Source organism: Bradyrhizobium sp. CCGB01 (assembly GCF_024199795.1).
Classification (GTDB): domain Bacteria; phylum Pseudomonadota; class Alphaproteobacteria; order Rhizobiales; family Xanthobacteraceae; genus Bradyrhizobium.
Window position 1 is genome coordinate 2579102 of record NZ_JANADK010000001.1, and the last position, 17404, is coordinate 2596505.

19 protein-coding genes are annotated in these 17404 nt (G+C 60.9%); all 19 read left to right on the plus strand.

The annotated features are described in order from the left end of the window. Positions 1-417 precede the first annotated feature (417 nt). The 19 genes from NLM25_RS11630 to NLM25_RS11720 all read left to right on the plus strand — a co-directional run bounded on the left by NLM25_RS11630 (position 418) and on the right by NLM25_RS11720 (position 17388). A complete protein-coding gene (locus tag NLM25_RS11630; RefSeq protein ID WP_254137044.1) occupies positions 418-2181 on the plus strand; it encodes a DUF3363 domain-containing protein in 1764 nt (587 codons plus the stop codon). A gap of 39 nt (positions 2182-2220) precedes the next feature. After that, positions 2221-4209 carry a conjugal transfer protein TraG gene (locus NLM25_RS11635; RefSeq protein ID WP_254137045.1) on the plus strand — a complete coding sequence of 663 codons (1989 nt, stop codon included), beginning with the start codon at positions 2221-2223 and terminating at the stop codon, positions 4207-4209. A gap of 6 nt (positions 4210-4215) precedes the next feature. Continuing rightward, on the plus strand, positions 4216-4641 hold the full coding sequence (locus NLM25_RS11640; protein ID WP_254137046.1) for a CopG family transcriptional regulator: 426 nt from the start codon (positions 4216-4218) through the stop codon (positions 4639-4641). Positions 4642-4834: 193 nt separating this feature from the next. Further along, the gene (trbB, locus tag NLM25_RS11645; protein WP_254141163.1) at positions 4835-5749 is read left to right on the plus strand and encodes a P-type conjugative transfer ATPase TrbB; all 915 of its coding nucleotides are present in this window, start codon (positions 4835-4837) and stop codon (positions 5747-5749) included. Between the two features lies 1 nt (position 5750). Beyond that, positions 5751-6077, plus strand: coding sequence for a TrbC/VirB2 family protein (locus tag NLM25_RS11650; protein WP_254137047.1), 327 nt, complete (start codon positions 5751-5753; stop codon positions 6075-6077). Beyond that, entirely contained in the window at positions 6077-6340 is a 264-nt protein-coding gene (locus NLM25_RS11655) for a VirB3 family type IV secretion system protein (protein ID WP_254137048.1), read from the plus strand. The genes NLM25_RS11650 and NLM25_RS11655 overlap by 1 nt, the downstream gene beginning before the upstream one ends. A gap of 10 nt (positions 6341-6350) precedes the next feature. Continuing rightward, positions 6351-8792, plus strand: a complete 2442-nt coding sequence (trbE, locus tag NLM25_RS11660) for a conjugal transfer protein TrbE (protein ID WP_254137049.1) — start codon at positions 6351-6353, stop codon at positions 8790-8792. Further along, positions 8789-9520, plus strand: a complete 732-nt coding sequence (gene trbJ, locus NLM25_RS11665; RefSeq protein WP_254137050.1) for a P-type conjugative transfer protein TrbJ — start codon at positions 8789-8791, stop codon at positions 9518-9520. The genes trbE and trbJ overlap by 4 nt, the downstream gene beginning before the upstream one ends. Next, on the plus strand, positions 9520-9885 hold the full coding sequence (gene trbK-alt, locus NLM25_RS11670) for a putative entry exclusion protein TrbK-alt (protein ID WP_254137051.1): 366 nt from the start codon (positions 9520-9522) through the stop codon (positions 9883-9885). Before trbJ ends, trbK-alt begins: the two co-directional genes overlap by 1 nt. Continuing rightward, positions 9882-11114 (plus strand): P-type conjugative transfer protein TrbL, encoded by a 1233-nt coding sequence (trbL, locus tag NLM25_RS11675; RefSeq protein WP_254137052.1) that lies wholly within the window; start codon positions 9882-9884, stop codon positions 11112-11114. Before trbK-alt ends, trbL begins: the two co-directional genes overlap by 4 nt. Positions 11115-11212: 98 nt before the next feature. Beyond that, positions 11213-11896, plus strand: coding sequence for a conjugal transfer protein TrbF (trbF, locus tag NLM25_RS11680; RefSeq protein WP_254137053.1), 684 nt, complete (start codon positions 11213-11215; stop codon positions 11894-11896). 5 nt (positions 11897-11901) lie between these two features. Then, positions 11902-12927: a P-type conjugative transfer protein TrbG gene (trbG, locus tag NLM25_RS11685; RefSeq protein ID WP_254141164.1), complete on the plus strand. Its 1026-nt coding sequence runs from the start codon at positions 11902-11904 to the stop codon at positions 12925-12927. Beyond that, a complete protein-coding gene (locus tag NLM25_RS11690) occupies positions 12924-14144 on the plus strand; it encodes a TrbI/VirB10 family protein (protein WP_254137054.1) in 1221 nt (406 codons plus the stop codon). The genes trbG and NLM25_RS11690 overlap by 4 nt, the downstream gene beginning before the upstream one ends. Position 14145: 1 nt before the next feature. Then, positions 14146-14391, plus strand: coding sequence for a DUF2274 domain-containing protein (locus NLM25_RS11695; RefSeq protein WP_254137055.1), 246 nt, complete (start codon positions 14146-14148; stop codon positions 14389-14391). 68 nt (positions 14392-14459) lie between these two features. Continuing rightward, positions 14460-14753, plus strand: coding sequence for a hypothetical protein (locus NLM25_RS11700; protein WP_254137056.1), 294 nt, complete (start codon positions 14460-14462; stop codon positions 14751-14753). Positions 14754-14825: 72 nt separating this feature from the next. After that, the gene (locus NLM25_RS11705; protein WP_254137057.1) at positions 14826-15401 is read left to right on the plus strand and encodes a hypothetical protein; all 576 of its coding nucleotides are present in this window, start codon (positions 14826-14828) and stop codon (positions 15399-15401) included. Positions 15402-15592: 191 nt separating this feature from the next. After that, entirely contained in the window at positions 15593-16126 is a 534-nt protein-coding gene (locus NLM25_RS11710) for a hypothetical protein (RefSeq protein ID WP_254137058.1), read from the plus strand. A gap of 1 nt (position 16127) precedes the next feature. Next, positions 16128-16889 carry a hypothetical protein gene (locus tag NLM25_RS11715; protein ID WP_254137059.1) on the plus strand — a complete coding sequence of 254 codons (762 nt, stop codon included), beginning with the start codon at positions 16128-16130 and terminating at the stop codon, positions 16887-16889. Continuing rightward, complete coding sequence (locus NLM25_RS11720) at positions 16879-17388, plus strand: HK97 family phage prohead protease (protein WP_254137060.1); 510 nt, start codon at positions 16879-16881, stop codon at positions 17386-17388. The genes NLM25_RS11715 and NLM25_RS11720 overlap by 11 nt, the downstream gene beginning before the upstream one ends. Positions 17389-17404: the final 16 nt, after the last annotated feature.

A 17404-nucleotide genomic window follows, 5' to 3' on the forward strand; every position in this document is an offset into this window, starting at 1 on the left:
TCTTGCCTGCTGCCGCCCTTCGGGGACGAGAGCGCAAAACTGCTTGGACAGCCCTGTTTACGAACATGATGAAGAGCATGCGACGGCCTAAGTGCTAATCGCGAAGGAACGCATGGACCCCGCCTGGTGAATGCCACTGCAACGCGGTGTGGTGACGTTTGTGCGTCGTAGATGGAGGGAGGCAGCGATGCTTATTCTGCGAGGAGTCGATGAAAAGCCTAGGAATGAGTCGACTTTGCCCGCCCGATTAGGAAGGCGAGATAAAAGAGGCTCGCCGGTCGAACCGCAAGCCACTGGCATGGCTTGGGTTCTGGCGTGCCAGCCGGTCGGGGCGCGTGCCGCGCCTTGCACTTTGAACAATGTAATCAAGGACTTTTTCGGCACTGTAGGCGTTCGTGCGCCGTTTGAGGGCTGACCATGGCCGTTGGCGACAGCGATGTGCGTATTCGACCCGGGCCTATTCGCAGCACCCGCGCGCCCAAGCCGAAAAGCTTCATCAACCAGGTGCTGCGTGCCGCTAAGAAAGCTGGCCATAGCTCGGGTCAGGCTGCGGCTGGCAAACGTGCCAGGGCCTATGGGCGTTCGACGTTTGGCCGCGGCAGGCTGGCGTTTAGCCACAGCAGATTGTTCAGCCCGACGCGGCGAGTTGTGGTGAAGGCCCGCGTTGTTCGCCACAAGGGACGGGCATTCCGCTCGGCGCCGCTAGCGGCCCATCTTTCATACTTGAAGCGCGACGGCGTCACCCGGAGCGGTGAGAGAGCTGAGATGTTCGACGCCGGCAGCGATCGGGCCGACGGCGCGGCTTTCGCGGAGCTGTGTCAGGACGATCGCCATCATTTCCGGTTCATCATCTCGCCCGAGGATGCCGGCGAGATGACAGACCTCAGAGCCTTCACGCGCGATCTCGCCCGGCAAATGGAGATCGATCTTGGCTCGCGTCTCGATTGGGTAGCCGTCGATCATTGGAATACCGACAACCCTCACGTCCATCTTCTCGTGCGGGGATTCGATGAGGAAGGCGCCGATCTCGTGATCTCCCGGGACTACATCAGCAGGGGCTTGCGTTCACGCGCTGAGGAATTGGTCGCGATAGAACTGGGTCCGAAGCCGGAGCATGAGATCCGCATTTCGCTGGAAAGGGAGGTCACGGCGGAGCGATGGACGCGGCTTGATCGCGAGATCCGATTGGCGGCCGACGAAACCGGCCACATTGATCTTCGTCCTGAGAGTTCTGGCAGCTCCGATCCCGAGATCCGGCGTCTGATGGTTGGCCGCCTCCAGCACCTGGATAAAATGGGCCTTGCGGCGTCAGCGGCGCCAGGAGAGTGGATGGTCGGGCTCGAGGCCGAGCATAGCTTGCGCGATCTCGGGATGCGCGGCGACATCATCAAGACCATGCACCGCGCCTTCACCGGGCGTGGAGAAGAACGTGGTCTTTCCGATTACGTGATCGAGGGTGGGCCGCCGGCATCCCAGATCGTGGGACGGCTGGTTGATCGAGGACTGCACGACGAACTGACCGGCGAGGCCTATGCCGTAATCGATGGAACAGATGGACGCGCGCACCACGTCCGATTCCGCGGCATCGAGGCCTTTGAACATGCTCCGCCGGTGGGTGGCATCGTCGAAGTCCGGCGCTTCGGTCAAAGCGGCGATCCGCAACCGACCGTGGTGCTCGCACCCCGTTCCGATCTTGATCTAGGAGATCAGATCACCGCGAAAGGCGCGACCTGGCTAGACCATCGGTTGGTCGAACGGGACCCGATGCCGCTTGCCATGGGAGGATTCGGCCGTGAGACCCGCGACGCGATGGAAGCGCGTGCCGAGCATCTGGTTCAGAGAGGCCTGGCGCGCCGGCAAGGGCAACGCACCATCCTGCAGCGCGACCTATTGAATACGTTGCGCCGCCGCGAACTGGACGAGGCAGGAGCAAGGGTCTCAGCCGAGACTGGCTTGCCTCACGTCCGTGCGGCTTCGGGGGAACATGTGGCAGGCACGTATCGCCAGCGGCTGCCCCTGGCGTCGGGGCGTTTTGCCATGATCGACAACGGGCTCGGCTTCCAGCTCGTGCCATGGTCGCGCGAGCTCGAGAAAAAGTTCGGCCAGCACGTCACGGGTGTCACGAAAGAAGGCGGTGGCATCGAATGGGGCTTTGGCCGCAAGCGCGATCTGGGCCTCTAGCTTTGGTTGGTCAACTTCAGTAGCGCGAGGGGCGTTCGGATGTCCGGGACCAAAATCTTATGGGGACAGGTCATCGTTGTCGGCCTGATCGTTTTGCTGGCGATCTGGGGAGCAACCGAGTGGACTGCCTGGCGGCTCGCTTACCAGCCCGAGCTTGGCCGTCCATGGTTCGAGCTGTGGGGTTGGAAATTCTACTACCCGCCGATCTTCTTCTGGTGGTGGTTTGTCTACGACGCTTATGCGCCTCAGGTCTTTGTCGAGGGTGCCTTCATTGCAGCGTCGGGCACCGTCGTTTCGATTGCGGCGGCGATCGGCATGTCGGTCTGGCGGGCCCGCGAGGCCAAGAACGTCGAGACCTATGGCTCGGCGCGTTGGGCCGGTCCGGAAGAGGTGAGAGCCGCCGGTCTTCTCGGCGCGGACGGCGTGATGCTGGGCAAGCTCGACGATGACTATCTGCGCCATGACGGGCCGGAACATGTGTTGTGCTTTGCTCCCACCCGGTCCGGCAAAGGTGTCGGTTTGGTTGTCCCGTCGCTGCTGACATGGCCTGGCTCGGCCATCGTTCACGACATCAAGGGCGAGAACTGGCAATTGACTGCCGGTTTCCGCTCCCGTCATGGGCGCGTCCTGTTGTTCGACCCGACCAATCCAAAGTCCTCAGCCTATAATCCGCTGCTCGAGGTCCGGCGCGGGGAGTGGGAGGTGCGAGACGTCCAGAATGTGGCCGACGTCCTGGTTGATCCCGAAGGCTCACTCGACAAGCGGAACCATTGGGAAAAGACCAGTCATTCGCTCCTGGTGGGCGCCATCCTTCATGTCCTTTATGCCGAAGCAGACAAGACTTTGGCCGGCGTCGCGGCGTTCCTATCGGACCCGAAGCGGCCGATCGAGGCCACGTTGAAAGCGATGATGACAACGCCGCACCTCGGCGGAGAAGGTGCCCATCCCGTGGTCGCCTCCACCGCGCGTGAGTTGCTCAACAAGTCGGAGAATGAGCGCTCCGGCGTCCTGTCCACGGCGATGTCGTTCCTCGGACTTTACCGTGATCCCGTCGTGGCGCGGGTAACCCGCCAGTGCGACTGGCGTATAGCCGACCTGATTGCCGACGACAGGCCGACGTCGCTCTACTTGGTGGTGCCGCCCTCCGATATTTCGAGGACCAAGCCGTTGATCCGCCTGGTGCTGAATCAGATCGGCCGCCGCCTGACCGAAGACTTGCACGCCAGCGATCGCCGGCACCGGGTTCTTATGATGCTTGACGAGTTCCCGGCACTCGGGCGTCTCGATTTTTTCGAGTCTGCGTTAGCCTTCATGGCGGGCTATGGAATCAAGAGCTTCCTGATCGCACAATCGCTGAATCAGATCGAGAAGGCCTACGGACCCAACAACGCGGTCCTCGATAATTGCCACGTCCGCGTCAGCTTCGCGACCAACGACGAGCGGACCGCAAAGCGGGTCTCAGACGCGCTGGGCACAGCGACCGAGATGCGGGCGATGAAGAACTATGCCGGGCACCGGCTGAACCCCTGGCTGGGGCACCTCATGGTCTCGCGGCAGGAGACCGCACGGCCGCTCCTGACGCCCGGTGAAGTCATGCAGCTTCCACCGCGAGACGAGATCGTCATGGTGGCAGGGACACCTCCGGTTCGGGCGAAGAAGGTGCGCTATTTTGAGGATCAGCGGTTTATCGAGCGGGTCTTGCCGCCGCCAGATCCCGGGGTTTCCGGCCGATCACTGCGAACAGACGGATGGTCGACGCTTGGTGCGCCCAAGCCGGCGCCGTCTGCAACTGACAGGGTCGTGCAGGCAGGGGAAGACACTGCAAACGGCGGCCTTCGGCGTGAGCCCGAACTGCCTGATCACGTTGCGATCGTCAAGGAGACGGCCGAGCCGACGCCTGCAGAAGAATTTGCCGCTGTTCTTGACGATGACGAGGATGCGGTGCGCCAGTCGCGGCTTATGCGCCAGCAAATGCGCGGCGTCGCGCGCCAGGTCGCCATGGATCCGAACGACGGCATGGAGCTTTGAGGCACCATGCGCGACAGAATGAACGTCTATTTTCCGCCCGAACTCCTTAAACAGATCTCGGATCTGGCCGATCGCAAGAACCTTTCCCGGTCGGCGATCGTGGAAGCCGCGGTTGCGTCCTTTCTCTCGCCGGACGGTGCGGACAGGCGGGAGGCAGCGTTTGCTCGTCGCCTGGACCGGCTGTCGCGCCAGATGCAGAGGCTTGAGCGCGACGTAGGTTTGACCGCGGAGACCCTGGCTCTCTTCATTCGTTTCTGGCTGACAATCACGCCACCATTGCCAAACGACGCGCAGACGGCGGCGCAGATCAAGGGCAGGGAGCGCTTTGAAGGATTTGTGGAAGCGCTCGGCCGCCGCTTGCAGAAGGGACAGAATTTCCTGCGCGAAATTCCGGACGATTCCGTGCGTATTGAGCCGGGCAGCGACGCTTGATTGAACGAACCTCCGCAAGCACTTCCTTTTCTACGCTGGCCTACGATCACGGCAAAGGCTTGTTGCGATAAGTCATCCGGTGCCTTTTCTATTCGTTCCCATGTGAGGGCGCCTTCTTGAGCGTTCTCATCGGGTGGGGACGACGGTGGCAATCAATTCCATTCAATCGGAAGCGAGTTCACGCGGCGCGCGCATGCTGCGCAGCGCGCTCGGTCCGGCGATTTCCGGCTACCTCGAGGATGAAACGATCATCGAGGTGATGCTCAACCCGGATGGCCGGCTGTGGATCGACCGGTTGTCAAATGGCCTGATCGATACCGGCGAAATCCTCTCCGCAGCTGATGGTGAGCGCATCGTTCGCCTGGTAGCGCATCACGTAGGCGCCGAGGTGCATGCCGGCGCGCCACGGGTTTCGGCCGAATTGCCTGGAACCGGGGAGCGCTTCGAAGGTCTCTTGCCTCCCGTCGTTGCCGCACCGGCCTTTGCCATCCGCAAGCCTGCAGTCGCTGTATTTACGCTCGACCACTACGTTGCCAAGGCGATCATAACCTCCGAGCAGGCCAGCGTCCTGAAGAACGCGGTCGCCGCACGGAAGAACATCCTCGTCGCCGGTGGGACATCGACCGGCAAGACGACATTGACGAATGCACTCCTGGCCGAGGTGGCAAAGAGTTCCGATCGAGTCGTCCTGATCGAAGACACACGCGAGCTTCAGTGCAAGGCACCCAACCTCGTAGCCTTGCGGACAAAAGATGGTGTGGCCACGCTATCGGACCTCGTCCGATCCTCGCTGCGGCTGCGTCCTGATCGCATTCCGATTGGCGAAGTTCGTGGCGCCGAAGCTCTCGATCTGCTCAAGGCGTGGGGTACAGGTCATCCGGGCGGCATCGGGACCATCCATGCCGGTACAGCGCTCGGTGCGCTACGGCGGCTCGAGCAACTCATCCAGGAAGCCGTTATCACGGTCCCTCGTGCGCTGATCGCCGAGACAATCAACGTTGTCGCCGTGCTGGCGGGACGAGGCACTGACCGTCGACTCGCCGAACTCGCCCTCGTCACAGGACTCGGAGCCGCAGGCGACTACAGCCTTTCACCAGCAGGAGACTGACATGCATCCGCAATATCGCCTTCTTCGAGGAATCGCCCTTCTGGCAGCTTCCACTACGGTCATTCTGACCACAGCCCCGGCATGGGCCGCTGGCTCGAACATGCCGTGGGAGCAGCCGCTCAATCAGATTCTGCAATCGGTTGAGGGGCCGGTCGCCAAGATCATCGCGGTCATCATTATCGTCGTGACCGGGCTGACTCTTGCGTTCGGAGATTCGTCAGGCGGCTTCCGCAGGCTGATCCAGATCGTGTTTGGTCTGTCGATCGCGTTTGCCGCCTCGAGCTTCTTCCTTTCATTTTTCTCATTCGGCGGCGGCGTGGTGATCTGATGGACGAACCGGTCGCAGGTTTTGTCGTGCCTGTTCATCGCGCGCTTACCGAGCCGATCCTGATGGGTGGCGCGCCGCGGTCGGTCGCAATCGTCAACGGCACCCTTGCAGCAGCGCTTGGGCTTGGACTGCGGCTCTGGATCGCGGGTCTCGTCCTCTGGTTCATCGGTCACATGGCAGCCGTCTGGGCCGCCAAGCGCGATCCAGCCTTCGTCGATGTCGTGCGCAGACATCTGCGTATTCCCGGCCATCTCAACACATGAGCTCACCGTCTTGATGAACCTCGCCGAATATCGCCGATCAAACGCGAGTCTCGCCGACTTCCTGCCGTGGGCAGCCCTCGTCGACAAGGGGATCGTCCTCAATAAGGACGGTTCTTTCCAACGGACGGCGAAATTTCGTGGCCCTGACCTCGACAGCGCCGTACCGGCCGAACTTGTTGCGGTCGCAGGTCGCCTGAACAACGCCTTGCGCCGGCTGGGATCCGGCTGGGCCGTATTCGTTGAGGCGCAGCGTCATTCGGCGGGCGTTTATCCGCCGAATGCTTTTCCGGATGTCGCATCGGCGCTGGTCGATGTCGAACGCAAGGCCCATTTTGAAGAGGCCGGCGCCCATTATGAATCCAGCTATTTCCTGACCTTTCTTTATCTGCCTCCAGAGGAGCGAGCCGCCAGGGCGGAGCGACTGCTCTATGAGGGACGCGACCGTGTTGTTGGAGCAGACGCCCGCGAGGTTCTCCGCGGATTTATCGACCAGACCAACCGTGTGCTGCAACTGGTCGAAGGGTTCATGCCCGAATGCACCTGGCTCGATGATCAGGACACGTTGACCTATCTGCATTCAACGATTTCGACCAACCGCCATCGCGTTCGCGTGCCCGAAATTCCAATGTACATCGATGCGCTGTTGGCTGACCAACCGCTGACCGGTGGGCTGGAGCCGATGCTGGGTACGGCCAGTGTGCGGGTTCTGACGATAGTCGGCTTCCCTGGCGCGACGACGCCGGGAATACTGGATGATTTAAACCGTCTGGCATTCTCGTATCGCTGGTCGACCCGCGCGATCATGCTCGACAAGACCGACGCCACCAAGCTGCTCACCAAAATTCGCCGCCAATGGTTCGCCAAGAGAAAATCGATTGGCGCCATTCTCAAGGAGGTCATGACCAACGAGGCGTCGACGTTGCTCGACACCGACGCCCACCACAAGGCCATAGATGCCGACGCCGCCCTGCAGGAGTTGGGTTCGGACCAGATCGGACAGGCCTTTGTCACAGCAACGATCACAGTATGGGATAAAGATCCCGCCGCGGCCGATCAGAAGCTGCGTCTGGTCGAGAAAGTCATTCAGGGCCGCGATTTCACCTGCATGATCGAGACGGTCAATGCCGTCGAAGCCTGGCTCGGCAGCCTGCCGGGACATGTGTATGCCAATGTGCGGCAGCCGCCTGTTTCAACCCTCAACCTCGCTCACATGATGCCGATGTCGGCCGTTTGGGCTGGTGAAGCGAGAGACCTGCATCTCAAGGGTCCGCCGCTCCTGTTTGGCAGGACCGAGGGATCGACGCCATTCCGGTTCTCCCTCCATGTCGGCGACGTCGGTCACACCCTCGTGGTCGGGCCCACGGGAGCCGGGAAGTCGGTCCTGCTCGCTTTGATGGCGCTTCAATTCCGCCGTTATCCGAACTCGCAAGTATTTGCGTTCGATTTCGGTGGTTCGATCCGGGCAGCCGCGCTCGCCATGGATGGCGATTGGCATGATCTCGGCGGTGCGTTGTCCGATGCGCAGGAAAGCCCTGTCGCTCTGCAGCCGTTGGCTTGGATCGATGATCCTTCCGAGCGCGGGTGGGCCACCGAATGGATCGGCGCGATCCTGGCACGGGAAAAGATCGAGATTACCCCGGAAGTCAAGGATCATCTGTGGTCCGCACTGACGTCGCTCGCTTCAGCACCGAGGCAGGAACGCACACTCACGGGCTTGTCGGTTCTCCTGCAATCCAACTCGCTGAAGCGTGCTTTGCAACCTTACTGTCTGGGCGGTCCGTCTGGGCGTTTGCTCGATGCCGAGTTCGAGCGCCTCGGCGAGGCTTCGGTTCAGGCCTTCGAGACCGAGGGCTTGATCGGTACGAGCGCCGCCCCGGCCGTGCTGGCCTATCTCTTTCATCGGATCGGAGACCGTTTCGACGGCCGGCCAACCCTTCTGATTGTCGATGAAGGCTGGCTGGCACTCGACGATGAGGACTTTGCCGGTCAGCTGCGGGAGTGGTTGAAAACGCTTCGGAAGAAGAATGCGTCTGTCATCTTCGCCACCCAATCGCTTTCGGACATCGATGGCTCCGCGATCGCGCCGGCGATCATCGAAAGCTGTCCGACGCGGCTGTTGCTACCGAACGAGCGGGCGATCGAGCCGCAAATCACCGCAATCTACCGCCGCTTTGGTCTCAATGACCGACAGATCGAGCTTCTGAGCCGGGCTACGCCCAAGAGGGATTACTATTGCCAATCCCGGCGCGGCAACCGGATGTTCGAACTTGGCCTTGGGGACATTGCGCTCGCCTTTACGGCGGCCTCGTCCAAGACAGACCAGGCTGCCATCGCGCAGCTGCTTGCCGAACATGGACCTGACGGCTTCGTACCGGCCTGGCTGCAGCATCGTGACGTCGCTTGGGCCGTCGACCTCATTCCTAATCTTTCGAACCTGGAGAAAAGACCATGAGGCGTCCTGGCCTGTTGGCGTGCGTTGGCACCGTCGTGCTGGCGCTCGGCTTCACGATGCCCGCACGGGCGCAGTGGATCGTGTTCGATCCAAACAACTACGCCCAGAATGTCCTGACCGCTGCTCGAGAGCTTCAGCAGATCAATAACCAGATCACCTCGCTGCAAAACCAAGCTCAGATGCTGATCAATCAGGCAAGGAATATGGCAAACCTGCCGTATTCATCGCTGCAGCAACTGCAATCCTCGATCCAGCGGACCCAGCAATTACTGGCTCAGGCCCAGCGGCTCGCCTACGATGTGCAGCAGATCGATCGCGCGTTCTCCACCAGCTACGCGCCGGCCACCGGCAGCCAGTCGAACCAGTCGCTGGTCTCCAACGCACAATCACGTTGGCAGAACACGTATGCGGCGACGCAGGATGCGCTTCGTCTCCAGGCTGGCATCGTTGGCAACCTCGATACCAATCGCATCCAGACTTCAGCGCTGGTGACGTCAAGCCAGGGTGCTAGCGGCGCACTCCAGGCGACCCAGGCAGGCAATCAACTTCTTGCGCTGAATGCGCAGCAGTTCGCAGACCTTACCGCCGTCGTGACGGCACAGGGCAGGTTGCAGAGTCTTGAGGCCGCTCAGCGCGCCTCGGCCCAGGATCAGGGACGCGAACAGCTTCGCCGCTTCCTGACACCGGGGCTCGGCTATCAATCATCCAATGTGCAGATGTTCCACTAATGACTCATGTCAGGACATTCAAGGCGTTGTCGTTGCTCACGGCAATCGGCGTGTTGCTCGTCGCTGCCTGCACGTTCCAGCTTCGCGGAAGAGACAGGTCTCCGGCGCTGCAGAAGACGGAACAAAGGACAGAGGATGGCTCTGAACTTGCGCGCTGCCGGCAGATCAATTCGGAGGAAGCGGCGGGATATCAACACTGCAAGCAGGTTTGGGCCGAAAACCGACGTCGGTTCCTTGGCCGGAAAGACGGTGTCGTGGTTCGCGCCGATGATGATGCGGCCGGCTCGACGGTCATCCCAAAGGATCAGAGCCGGGTCCCCCAAGAATATCCGCAATCGGCGACGCCTGAGGCGGGCAAGCCATGACGGGTAGTACCGGAATCATTGACCAGTTTCTGGAAACATTCACGCGCTATATCGACAACGGCTTCGGCCTCTTGGGCGGCGACGTCGGATATCTTGCCACAACTCTTGCCGCCATAGATATCACACTTGCCGCTCTGTTCTGGAGTTGGGGACCGGACGAGGACATCATCGCGCGCCTCGTCAAGAAGACGCTTTTCGTGGGTGTCTTTTCCTACCTCATTAGCAACTGGAACAGCCTGGCGCGCATCGTCTTCGAGAGTTTTGCGGGCCTTGGGTTGAGGGCGTCCGGCGCAAGTCTCTCTGCATCTGATTTTCTGCGGCCTGGAAAGATTGCACAAGTCGGCCTCGATGCCGGCAGGCCGATGCTCGACTCCATCTCAAACCTGATGGGCTACATCAGTTTTTTCGAGAACTTCGTCCAGATCCTCGTTCTCTTGTTTGCGTGGATCGTGGTGCTGCTCGCGTTCTTCATTCTGGCGATCCAGCTCTTCGTCACCTTGATCGAGTTCAAGCTTACGACGCTGGCCGGGTTCGTACTCATTCCCTTCGGTCTGTTCGGCAAGACCGCCTTCGCCGCCGAGCGAGTTCTGGGCAATGTCATATCCTCCGGCATCAAGGTCTTGGTCCTGGCCGTCATCGTGGGCATCGGATCGACACTATTCTCGCAGTTCACGGCTGGATTCGCCGGCGGACAGCCGACCATCGAAGACGCAATGACACTGGTCCTAGCTGCACTCTCCTTGCTGGGGCTCGGCATCTTCGGTCCTGGCATTGCAAACGGCTTGGTATCGGGCGGGCCGCAACTAGGCGCTGGAGCTGCGATTGGAACGGGCCTGGCCGCTGGCGGTGTAGTTGCGGCGGGCGCCGGTCTTGCAGCTGGCGGTGCCGGTCTTGCCGGTGGTGCGATGGCAGGCGCCGCGCGCGGCGGCGGCGCGATTTTGAGCGGGGCATCCGCCGCCTACCGAAGCGGTGGCCTCGCGGGCCTCACGGAGGCTGCTGGTTCTGCAGCTTTGAATCCATTGCGTCGCGCGGCGACCTCGTTCGGCGGAACGCCGCAGGCGGGAGAGCAGGTTGCGAGCACTTCGGCCGAAGGACAGCCCGACTGGGCGCGCCGCATGAAGCGTGCCGAGACCGTTCGGCATGGCGCGTCAGCGGCCGGTCACGCGGTGCGCTCCGGCGACCAGGGCGGTGGCGGCTCTTCCGTCGATTTGTCCGAAGGAGAACGCTGATCCAGACGAGCCTTCCGCATTCGGCACCCGCGAGGCGACGGCTTCTCAAGCCCGCGCATCGCACGATTTAAAACCGGTTATCTCAGGGGCAATCATCTATGTTCAAACGATCTTCCGTTCACTACGGGCGCATGCCCGAGCCGGTCACGCCTTATCAGAAAGCAGCCCGCGTTTGGGACGAGCGCATTGGATCGGCGCGCGTGCAAGCCAAGAACTGGCGACTCATGGCGTTCGGCTGCCTTTTGCTGTCCGGTAGCCTGGCCGCCGGCCTTGTCTGGCAATCGAATCAAGGCTCGATCACGCCCTGGGTGGTCGAAGTAGATCACCTTGGCCAGGCCCAGAGGGTGGCACCAGCGAACTTCGAGTATCAACCGACCGACGCGCAGATCGCCTACCATCTGGCGCGCTTTATCGAGGATGTCAGAGGCCTGCCGGCAGATGGCATCGTTCTGCGCCAGAATTGGCTCCGCGCCTATGATTTTACGACCGATCGCGGCGCGGCTGCACTCAACGATTATGCGCGCAACAACGACCCCTTCGCGAAACTGGGCAAGGCACAAATCTCCGTGGACGTTTCCAGCGTCATTCGCGCTTCGCTGGAAAGCTTTCGGATCGCCTGGACCCAGCGCACCTATGACAACGGTTCGTTGAGCTCGACCGAGCGGTGGACCGCAATTCTCACGATCGTGATCGAGACGCCGCGCGACGCCGAGCGCCTGCGCAAGAATCCTCTTGGCGTCTATGTCCGCGCCATCAACTGGTCGAAGGAGTTGAGTCAGTGATCAAGATGTTCTCCGATCCTCGTTCGAATCGTCCCATCGCGCACCCCATCGTCAATTCGTCCTGGTTCGAGTTTGTGGCCTCGAAGCGAGCTTTACTGTCCGCCCTCATACTGTGTTCGTCGGCACTCACTGGCTGCGCGACCTACATACCCCCGCAGATCAGCTATGATGCTGAGGTTCCGCCGTTACCACCTCCGCCAGTGGCTTTCGACGAGAGGACGCGGCCGCTTCACGTTCCGCCGCTCTGGAAACCGGCGCTCGGCGGCAAGTCGGGAGGCAAGGAAGAGCCCGAAGCCGTGAGCCGCGTCGAAACGGCGAACAGTGCAGCCCGGGTCGAACCCCGAAGGCGAGGGTACTTCAACGCGGCGCAGGTCTATGCTTACAGTCCGGGCGCGCTCTATCAGGTCTACGCCGCCCCCGGACAGATCACCGATATTGCGCTGGAAGAGGGTGAGCAACTCACGGGATCGGGACCCATCGCCGCCGGCGACACCGTGCGCTGGGTGGTGGGAGATACCGAAAGTGGGAGCGGGGATACACGACGGGTCCATATCCTGGTCAAGCCGACCCGCGCATCGGTCGAGACCAACCTCGTCGTCAATACCGATCGGCGGACCTACCTGATTGAACTCCGCTCCCGCGAGAAGCCATACATGCCATCTGTTGCATGGTACTATCCGGAAACGGTGCGCGAACGAGTGCGTTCAGTTGCCTTGCGACCCGCTTTGCCGGATCCATCGAAGCGCATCTCGCGCTACGCCATCGAAGGGGACAGCGTGCCCTGGCGGCCACTCGCTGCATATGACGACGGCCGCAAAGTCTACATCGAATTTCCGGCGGGAATTGTGCAAGGAGAGATGCCTCCGCTCTTCGTCATCGGGTCTGATGGAAAGACCGAGCTCGTCAATTATCGCGCCTACGGCAACGTCTTGATCGTCGACCGGTTGTTTGCGGCCGCTGAACTCCGGATCGGCGGTGAGCACCAGCAAAAGGTCAGGATCGTCAGGACCGACGGGAGACCCTCGTCATGAACACCGTGAATGGAAGCGATCACGAGCAAGCGGTCTCGCCAGAGGTCCACCTTGAACAGTCCAAGAGCTTCCGCTTGAGAGCGGAACATCCACGCGTGACACGGTTGTCAAGGAAGGTGCTAGCCGGAGGGAGCGCGATTGCCCTGCTTGTTATCAGCGGAACTATGTTGTGGTCATTGCAAGGTAACCGGTCTCGAAATCAGGCGGCTGAAGAGCTTTATGGCACCGACCACCACAATGTAGCCGACGGCATCACGACGCTGCCCAAGGACTACACGGGTGTTCCACGCCAATCGATCCCGCAGCTTGGCCCACCACTGCCAGGCGATCTTGGCCGGCCGATTCTTGCCGCGCAGGGCCAGCCACCGGCGATCGGCGCCACGGCTCTGGATCCGGAACAACAACGTCGGGATCAGGAAACCGAAGCGGCTCGTGTGAGCCATTTGTTCGCTTCTGCCAGCGGGGAAGCGGTGCGTCAGCCCGGTGCTATGACCCAAACAAGCGATCGCAATGCTTCGTCGATTTCGACTACCAATAGCGACGAAGGATCTTCGCAGAACAGCCAGGACAGGAAGCTCGCTTTCGTCAATGCATCCGTGGATCGCCGGACAGTGAGCCCGGACCGTATCGCAAAGCCGGCTTCACCTTACATCATGCAAGCTGGAACCGTCGTTCCGGGAGCGCTGATCACCGGGATTCGGTCAGACCTTCCAGGCCAGATCACGGCGCAAGTGACCGAGAATGTCTTTGATACGCCGACCGGGCGCTTTTTGCTCGTGCCTCAGGGGGCGCGTCTGATCGGGGTGTACGACAGTCAGGTCACTTTCGGCCAGTCACGCGTGCTGCTGGTCTGGACGCGGCTGATCATGCCCAATGGACGTTCCATCGTCCTCGAGCGGCAGCCTGGCGCCGATGCAGCTGGCTATGCAGGTCTTGAGGACCAAGTCGACAACCACTGGGGTGAACTATTCAAGGCCGCGGCCCTATCGACGTTTCTAGCGGTCGGGACTGAACTAGGTGCTGGCTCGGACACCAACAGCAACGATAGTGCAATCATCCAGGCACTACGACACGGCGCCTCCGACTCCCTGAACCAAACCGGACAACAAGTCGTCCGGCGCAGTCTCAACATCCAGCCAACTCTGACTGTGCGACCTGGATTCTCCATTCGCATTGTCGTCAACCGCGATCTTGTTCTTGAGCCGTACAGGGGGTGAAATGACGAAGCTTAAGATTGGCGCATTGCCCGACGACAAGCCGGTCAAAGTCACCATTGACCTTCCAGCGGCTGTGCATCGGGATCTCGTGACCTATGCAGAGGCCATGGCGGGCGGAAGTGGGCAGCGTATCGACCCCGCGAAGCTGATCGCGCCCATGTTGACGCGTTTCATGGCCACAGACCGCGGATTCGCAAAGGCGAGACGAGCCAGTCAATCTTTGCCTGCCGGCGGAGGTGAGGGATAGCGTTCTGCCAGCAAGTTGAGGAAGCGCTTGAGAGCTGGATTACATCGCCGCAACCGCCATCCAAGCCCGTGGACGAGGAATGGCTGGCCGGAGTCAAAGCGCGCATTGACGCCATGCCGCCAATCGCGCCGTACGTGAATGAATGGCAGAAACGCAAAGAGGCGCAGTGGAAGCGTGAAGCTGGCCGGCGTGAGTGGGATAAGGCGCATCCGGAATTCTTTGACACCCCAGCCGGTGAAGAGATGACGTGGGCGCAGGCCATCAAGGCGACCGGCCACGCCGACGACGCCTTGCCACCGCAGCAAAGCGATTGGCCCGCGTGGATGGACGCTGAATATGAGGAGGATGACGAAGCGGCGTGACTGCAATCGCACGCTAAATCGGGCAAATTTTTCAATTGTGTGCAGCCGGATTGGCCACACCAAGAGCCAGTAGTGAACCGCTCCCAGCTAATTCCAGCCCTCCACAAGGCTGGCGATACCATCACGCTGCACAACATCAACGCGTGGTCAGAACTCACCGGTAAGCCGCTCATTGCCGATAACGACAACCACGCCGAACCAGCGCGGCCTGTAAATAAACCCGCTACACCCGAGGGCACCATCGTCGAAACCCTGATGGAGACGACGAGCGCCGAAGATCTGATTGCGATGTACGAGGAGGGTGAGAAGGCAAAGAAAGATCCAACCTTCGAAAAGAAGCTCCCTCCGTACAGCGCGGCCATGCACGTCGAACGGTTCCGCCGTCCTCGTAAGGCCAGGGCCTCGCCAGCCCAAAGTAATACCCAGACGGTCGAGGATGTAATGGTCCGAAGTATCGACCAGAGTCGCCTAAGGACCAAAATGGGGAAGCATGCAGACGTACTGGACGCGGTTCTTGATGACAATACAGCCGCTGAGATCGGTGAACTGGTTGCCGGTCCGGGCAGCAGCAAGCGGACATACGAGGGAATTGGCAAACAGGCTGTGGTCCGCGCCGCCCGAAAACTGGCCGAACTTATGGCCGCCTAGCGGTTTGCGCTAAACACAGACTTCGTCGCCAGAGATATGAGGCCACAATTTGTGGCCCGACGTGACGTGCAAAAAACTTAGCGCGGGTTCGACCCCCGCGCGCCCCTTTTCCCGGCGTAGTGCCGCGAAGCCGCTGGGCGGCTTTTTATTTCACCATCTAATCGCAATTTCCAACGAAGGAGAATGGCCGCGTGGCCACTTTGACTCGCGTGCTCGACGCCATCGAGCATCACATCGGTTTCCCGCGCTCGCGCAGCAGCGGGGTAAGCAGACGTCTGCAAGAGGCGGACCTTCTGCCCTCTGGCGCACCTGGCGTTGCGCCGGAACTGGATCAGCGGGACGTGTGCCTACTGCTCGCTACGCTGATGAGCGCGCCAAAACTGCACGAGGCCGTGGATCACGCACGCGCCTACGCGGCAATGACGCCTGGCGGTGTTGTGCTGTCGGCTGACGCGCCCGACAGCATTCCGCGCTCAGCGCTGGAATATTTGGAACTGCAGTCCGAAATCGCAATCGGTGGCCGGGCCGGTGCCGTCGAGGACGTTCGCGGCCATCGCTTCCAGTTCGTGCATTTTTGGCGCGAGCTTTCAGCACATACGCCGGAAGGCACGGTAACGCGATTTGTTCTGCCAGGACAACTGGCAACGCATCAGCAGGCCCCGCACCGCATTGCTGGCGTTGTGAAGGGCGAGGCGTTTGTAAATTTGATGAAGGATCTTTTCTAAGATGGCATTGCTCAAGAAGAAAGAGGCGGCTGAATACCGCATCCCGTCGCTCGCTGAGGCATCGCCCGAATTTGCCGCCTTAGTACAGAAGAGGGCCGACCTTCATACGCTGCAGTCGAAGCTCAACGGCGAGCTTCGCGATGTGCAGAAACAGATCGATGCGGCCGGTGACAAAGGCCCGCGCGTTTCGGCGCGCATCGCTGAATTGTTGGGCGACGAGGCCGACAGTGCCCCGATGCTGCGAAAGCAGGCTGCGGACATCCGCGCACAGCTGGCAGACGTCGAGGCGGCATTGGAAATTGTTTTTCGTAGGTTGGACGACGCGAAGGGGCCGGCGAGCACTGCGGTTTGCCAAATTGTGAAGCCGGAGTACGGCAAGCGCGTTGCTGCCGTCGCAAAAGCTCTCGAAGCGCTCGCCGAGGCGCGGGCTGGCTACGACGATTTGCGGAATCAGTTTGAGGCCGAGGATGTTGCGTGGACATCGCTGATCCCGCTCGCACTTGGCTTCCTGGGCGATCCCCGCGACGGACAGATTCCGCGATTTATGAAGGAAGTAAGGGGGCGGGCTATGTTTGAGAAAGCCACCTCAAAGCGTACGCGGTTAACCAAGCAATCGCGCCGCATCAAACTGCCCGGCAAGTCAGAAGCCTATGCCGATACTGACCCCATCGAAATCGCGCGTGAGCTGCGAGCCAAGTCGAGGCTGGGCAAGCGCGAAGCCAGGCTCGATGCCGCCTCCAGAAAGGTGGCCAATGGCCGATAGCGTTATTTCGGGGTACGCAATCGTCTACAACAGCCCGACCGTGATCGCGGGCGAGTGGCGCGAACAACTCGCCCCGGGAAGCCTCACCCGCACGCTCAAGGAAAGCCCAGACGTCGTGATGATTTTAAGTCACGACATCGGCCGGGTGCTCGGTCGCGTCTCGGCGGGCACGCTTGCATTGCGTGAGGATAGGGTAGGGCTGTACTTTGCATTGACGGTCGATCCGTCGACTCCCGAGGGCCAGACTGCGCTCGGAACTGTCGGCCGACAGGACGTGAAGGGCTGCAGCTTTGGTTTCAGGGTGCGCGCCGAGGAATGGAAGGATGGCGGTGACCGATTGCCGCTCAGGACCATTACAGATCTTGATCTGTATGAGCTCACGCTGACCGCACTCCCAGCCTATGAGGAGACAAGCGCATCGCTTCGGGCATCTAGCAACAACGACGCTGCAGTCCGGCGAATTCGTGAAGCGCAGCGGAGGCGGGGGATTTTGAAGTGACGGTGAAATTCGGGAA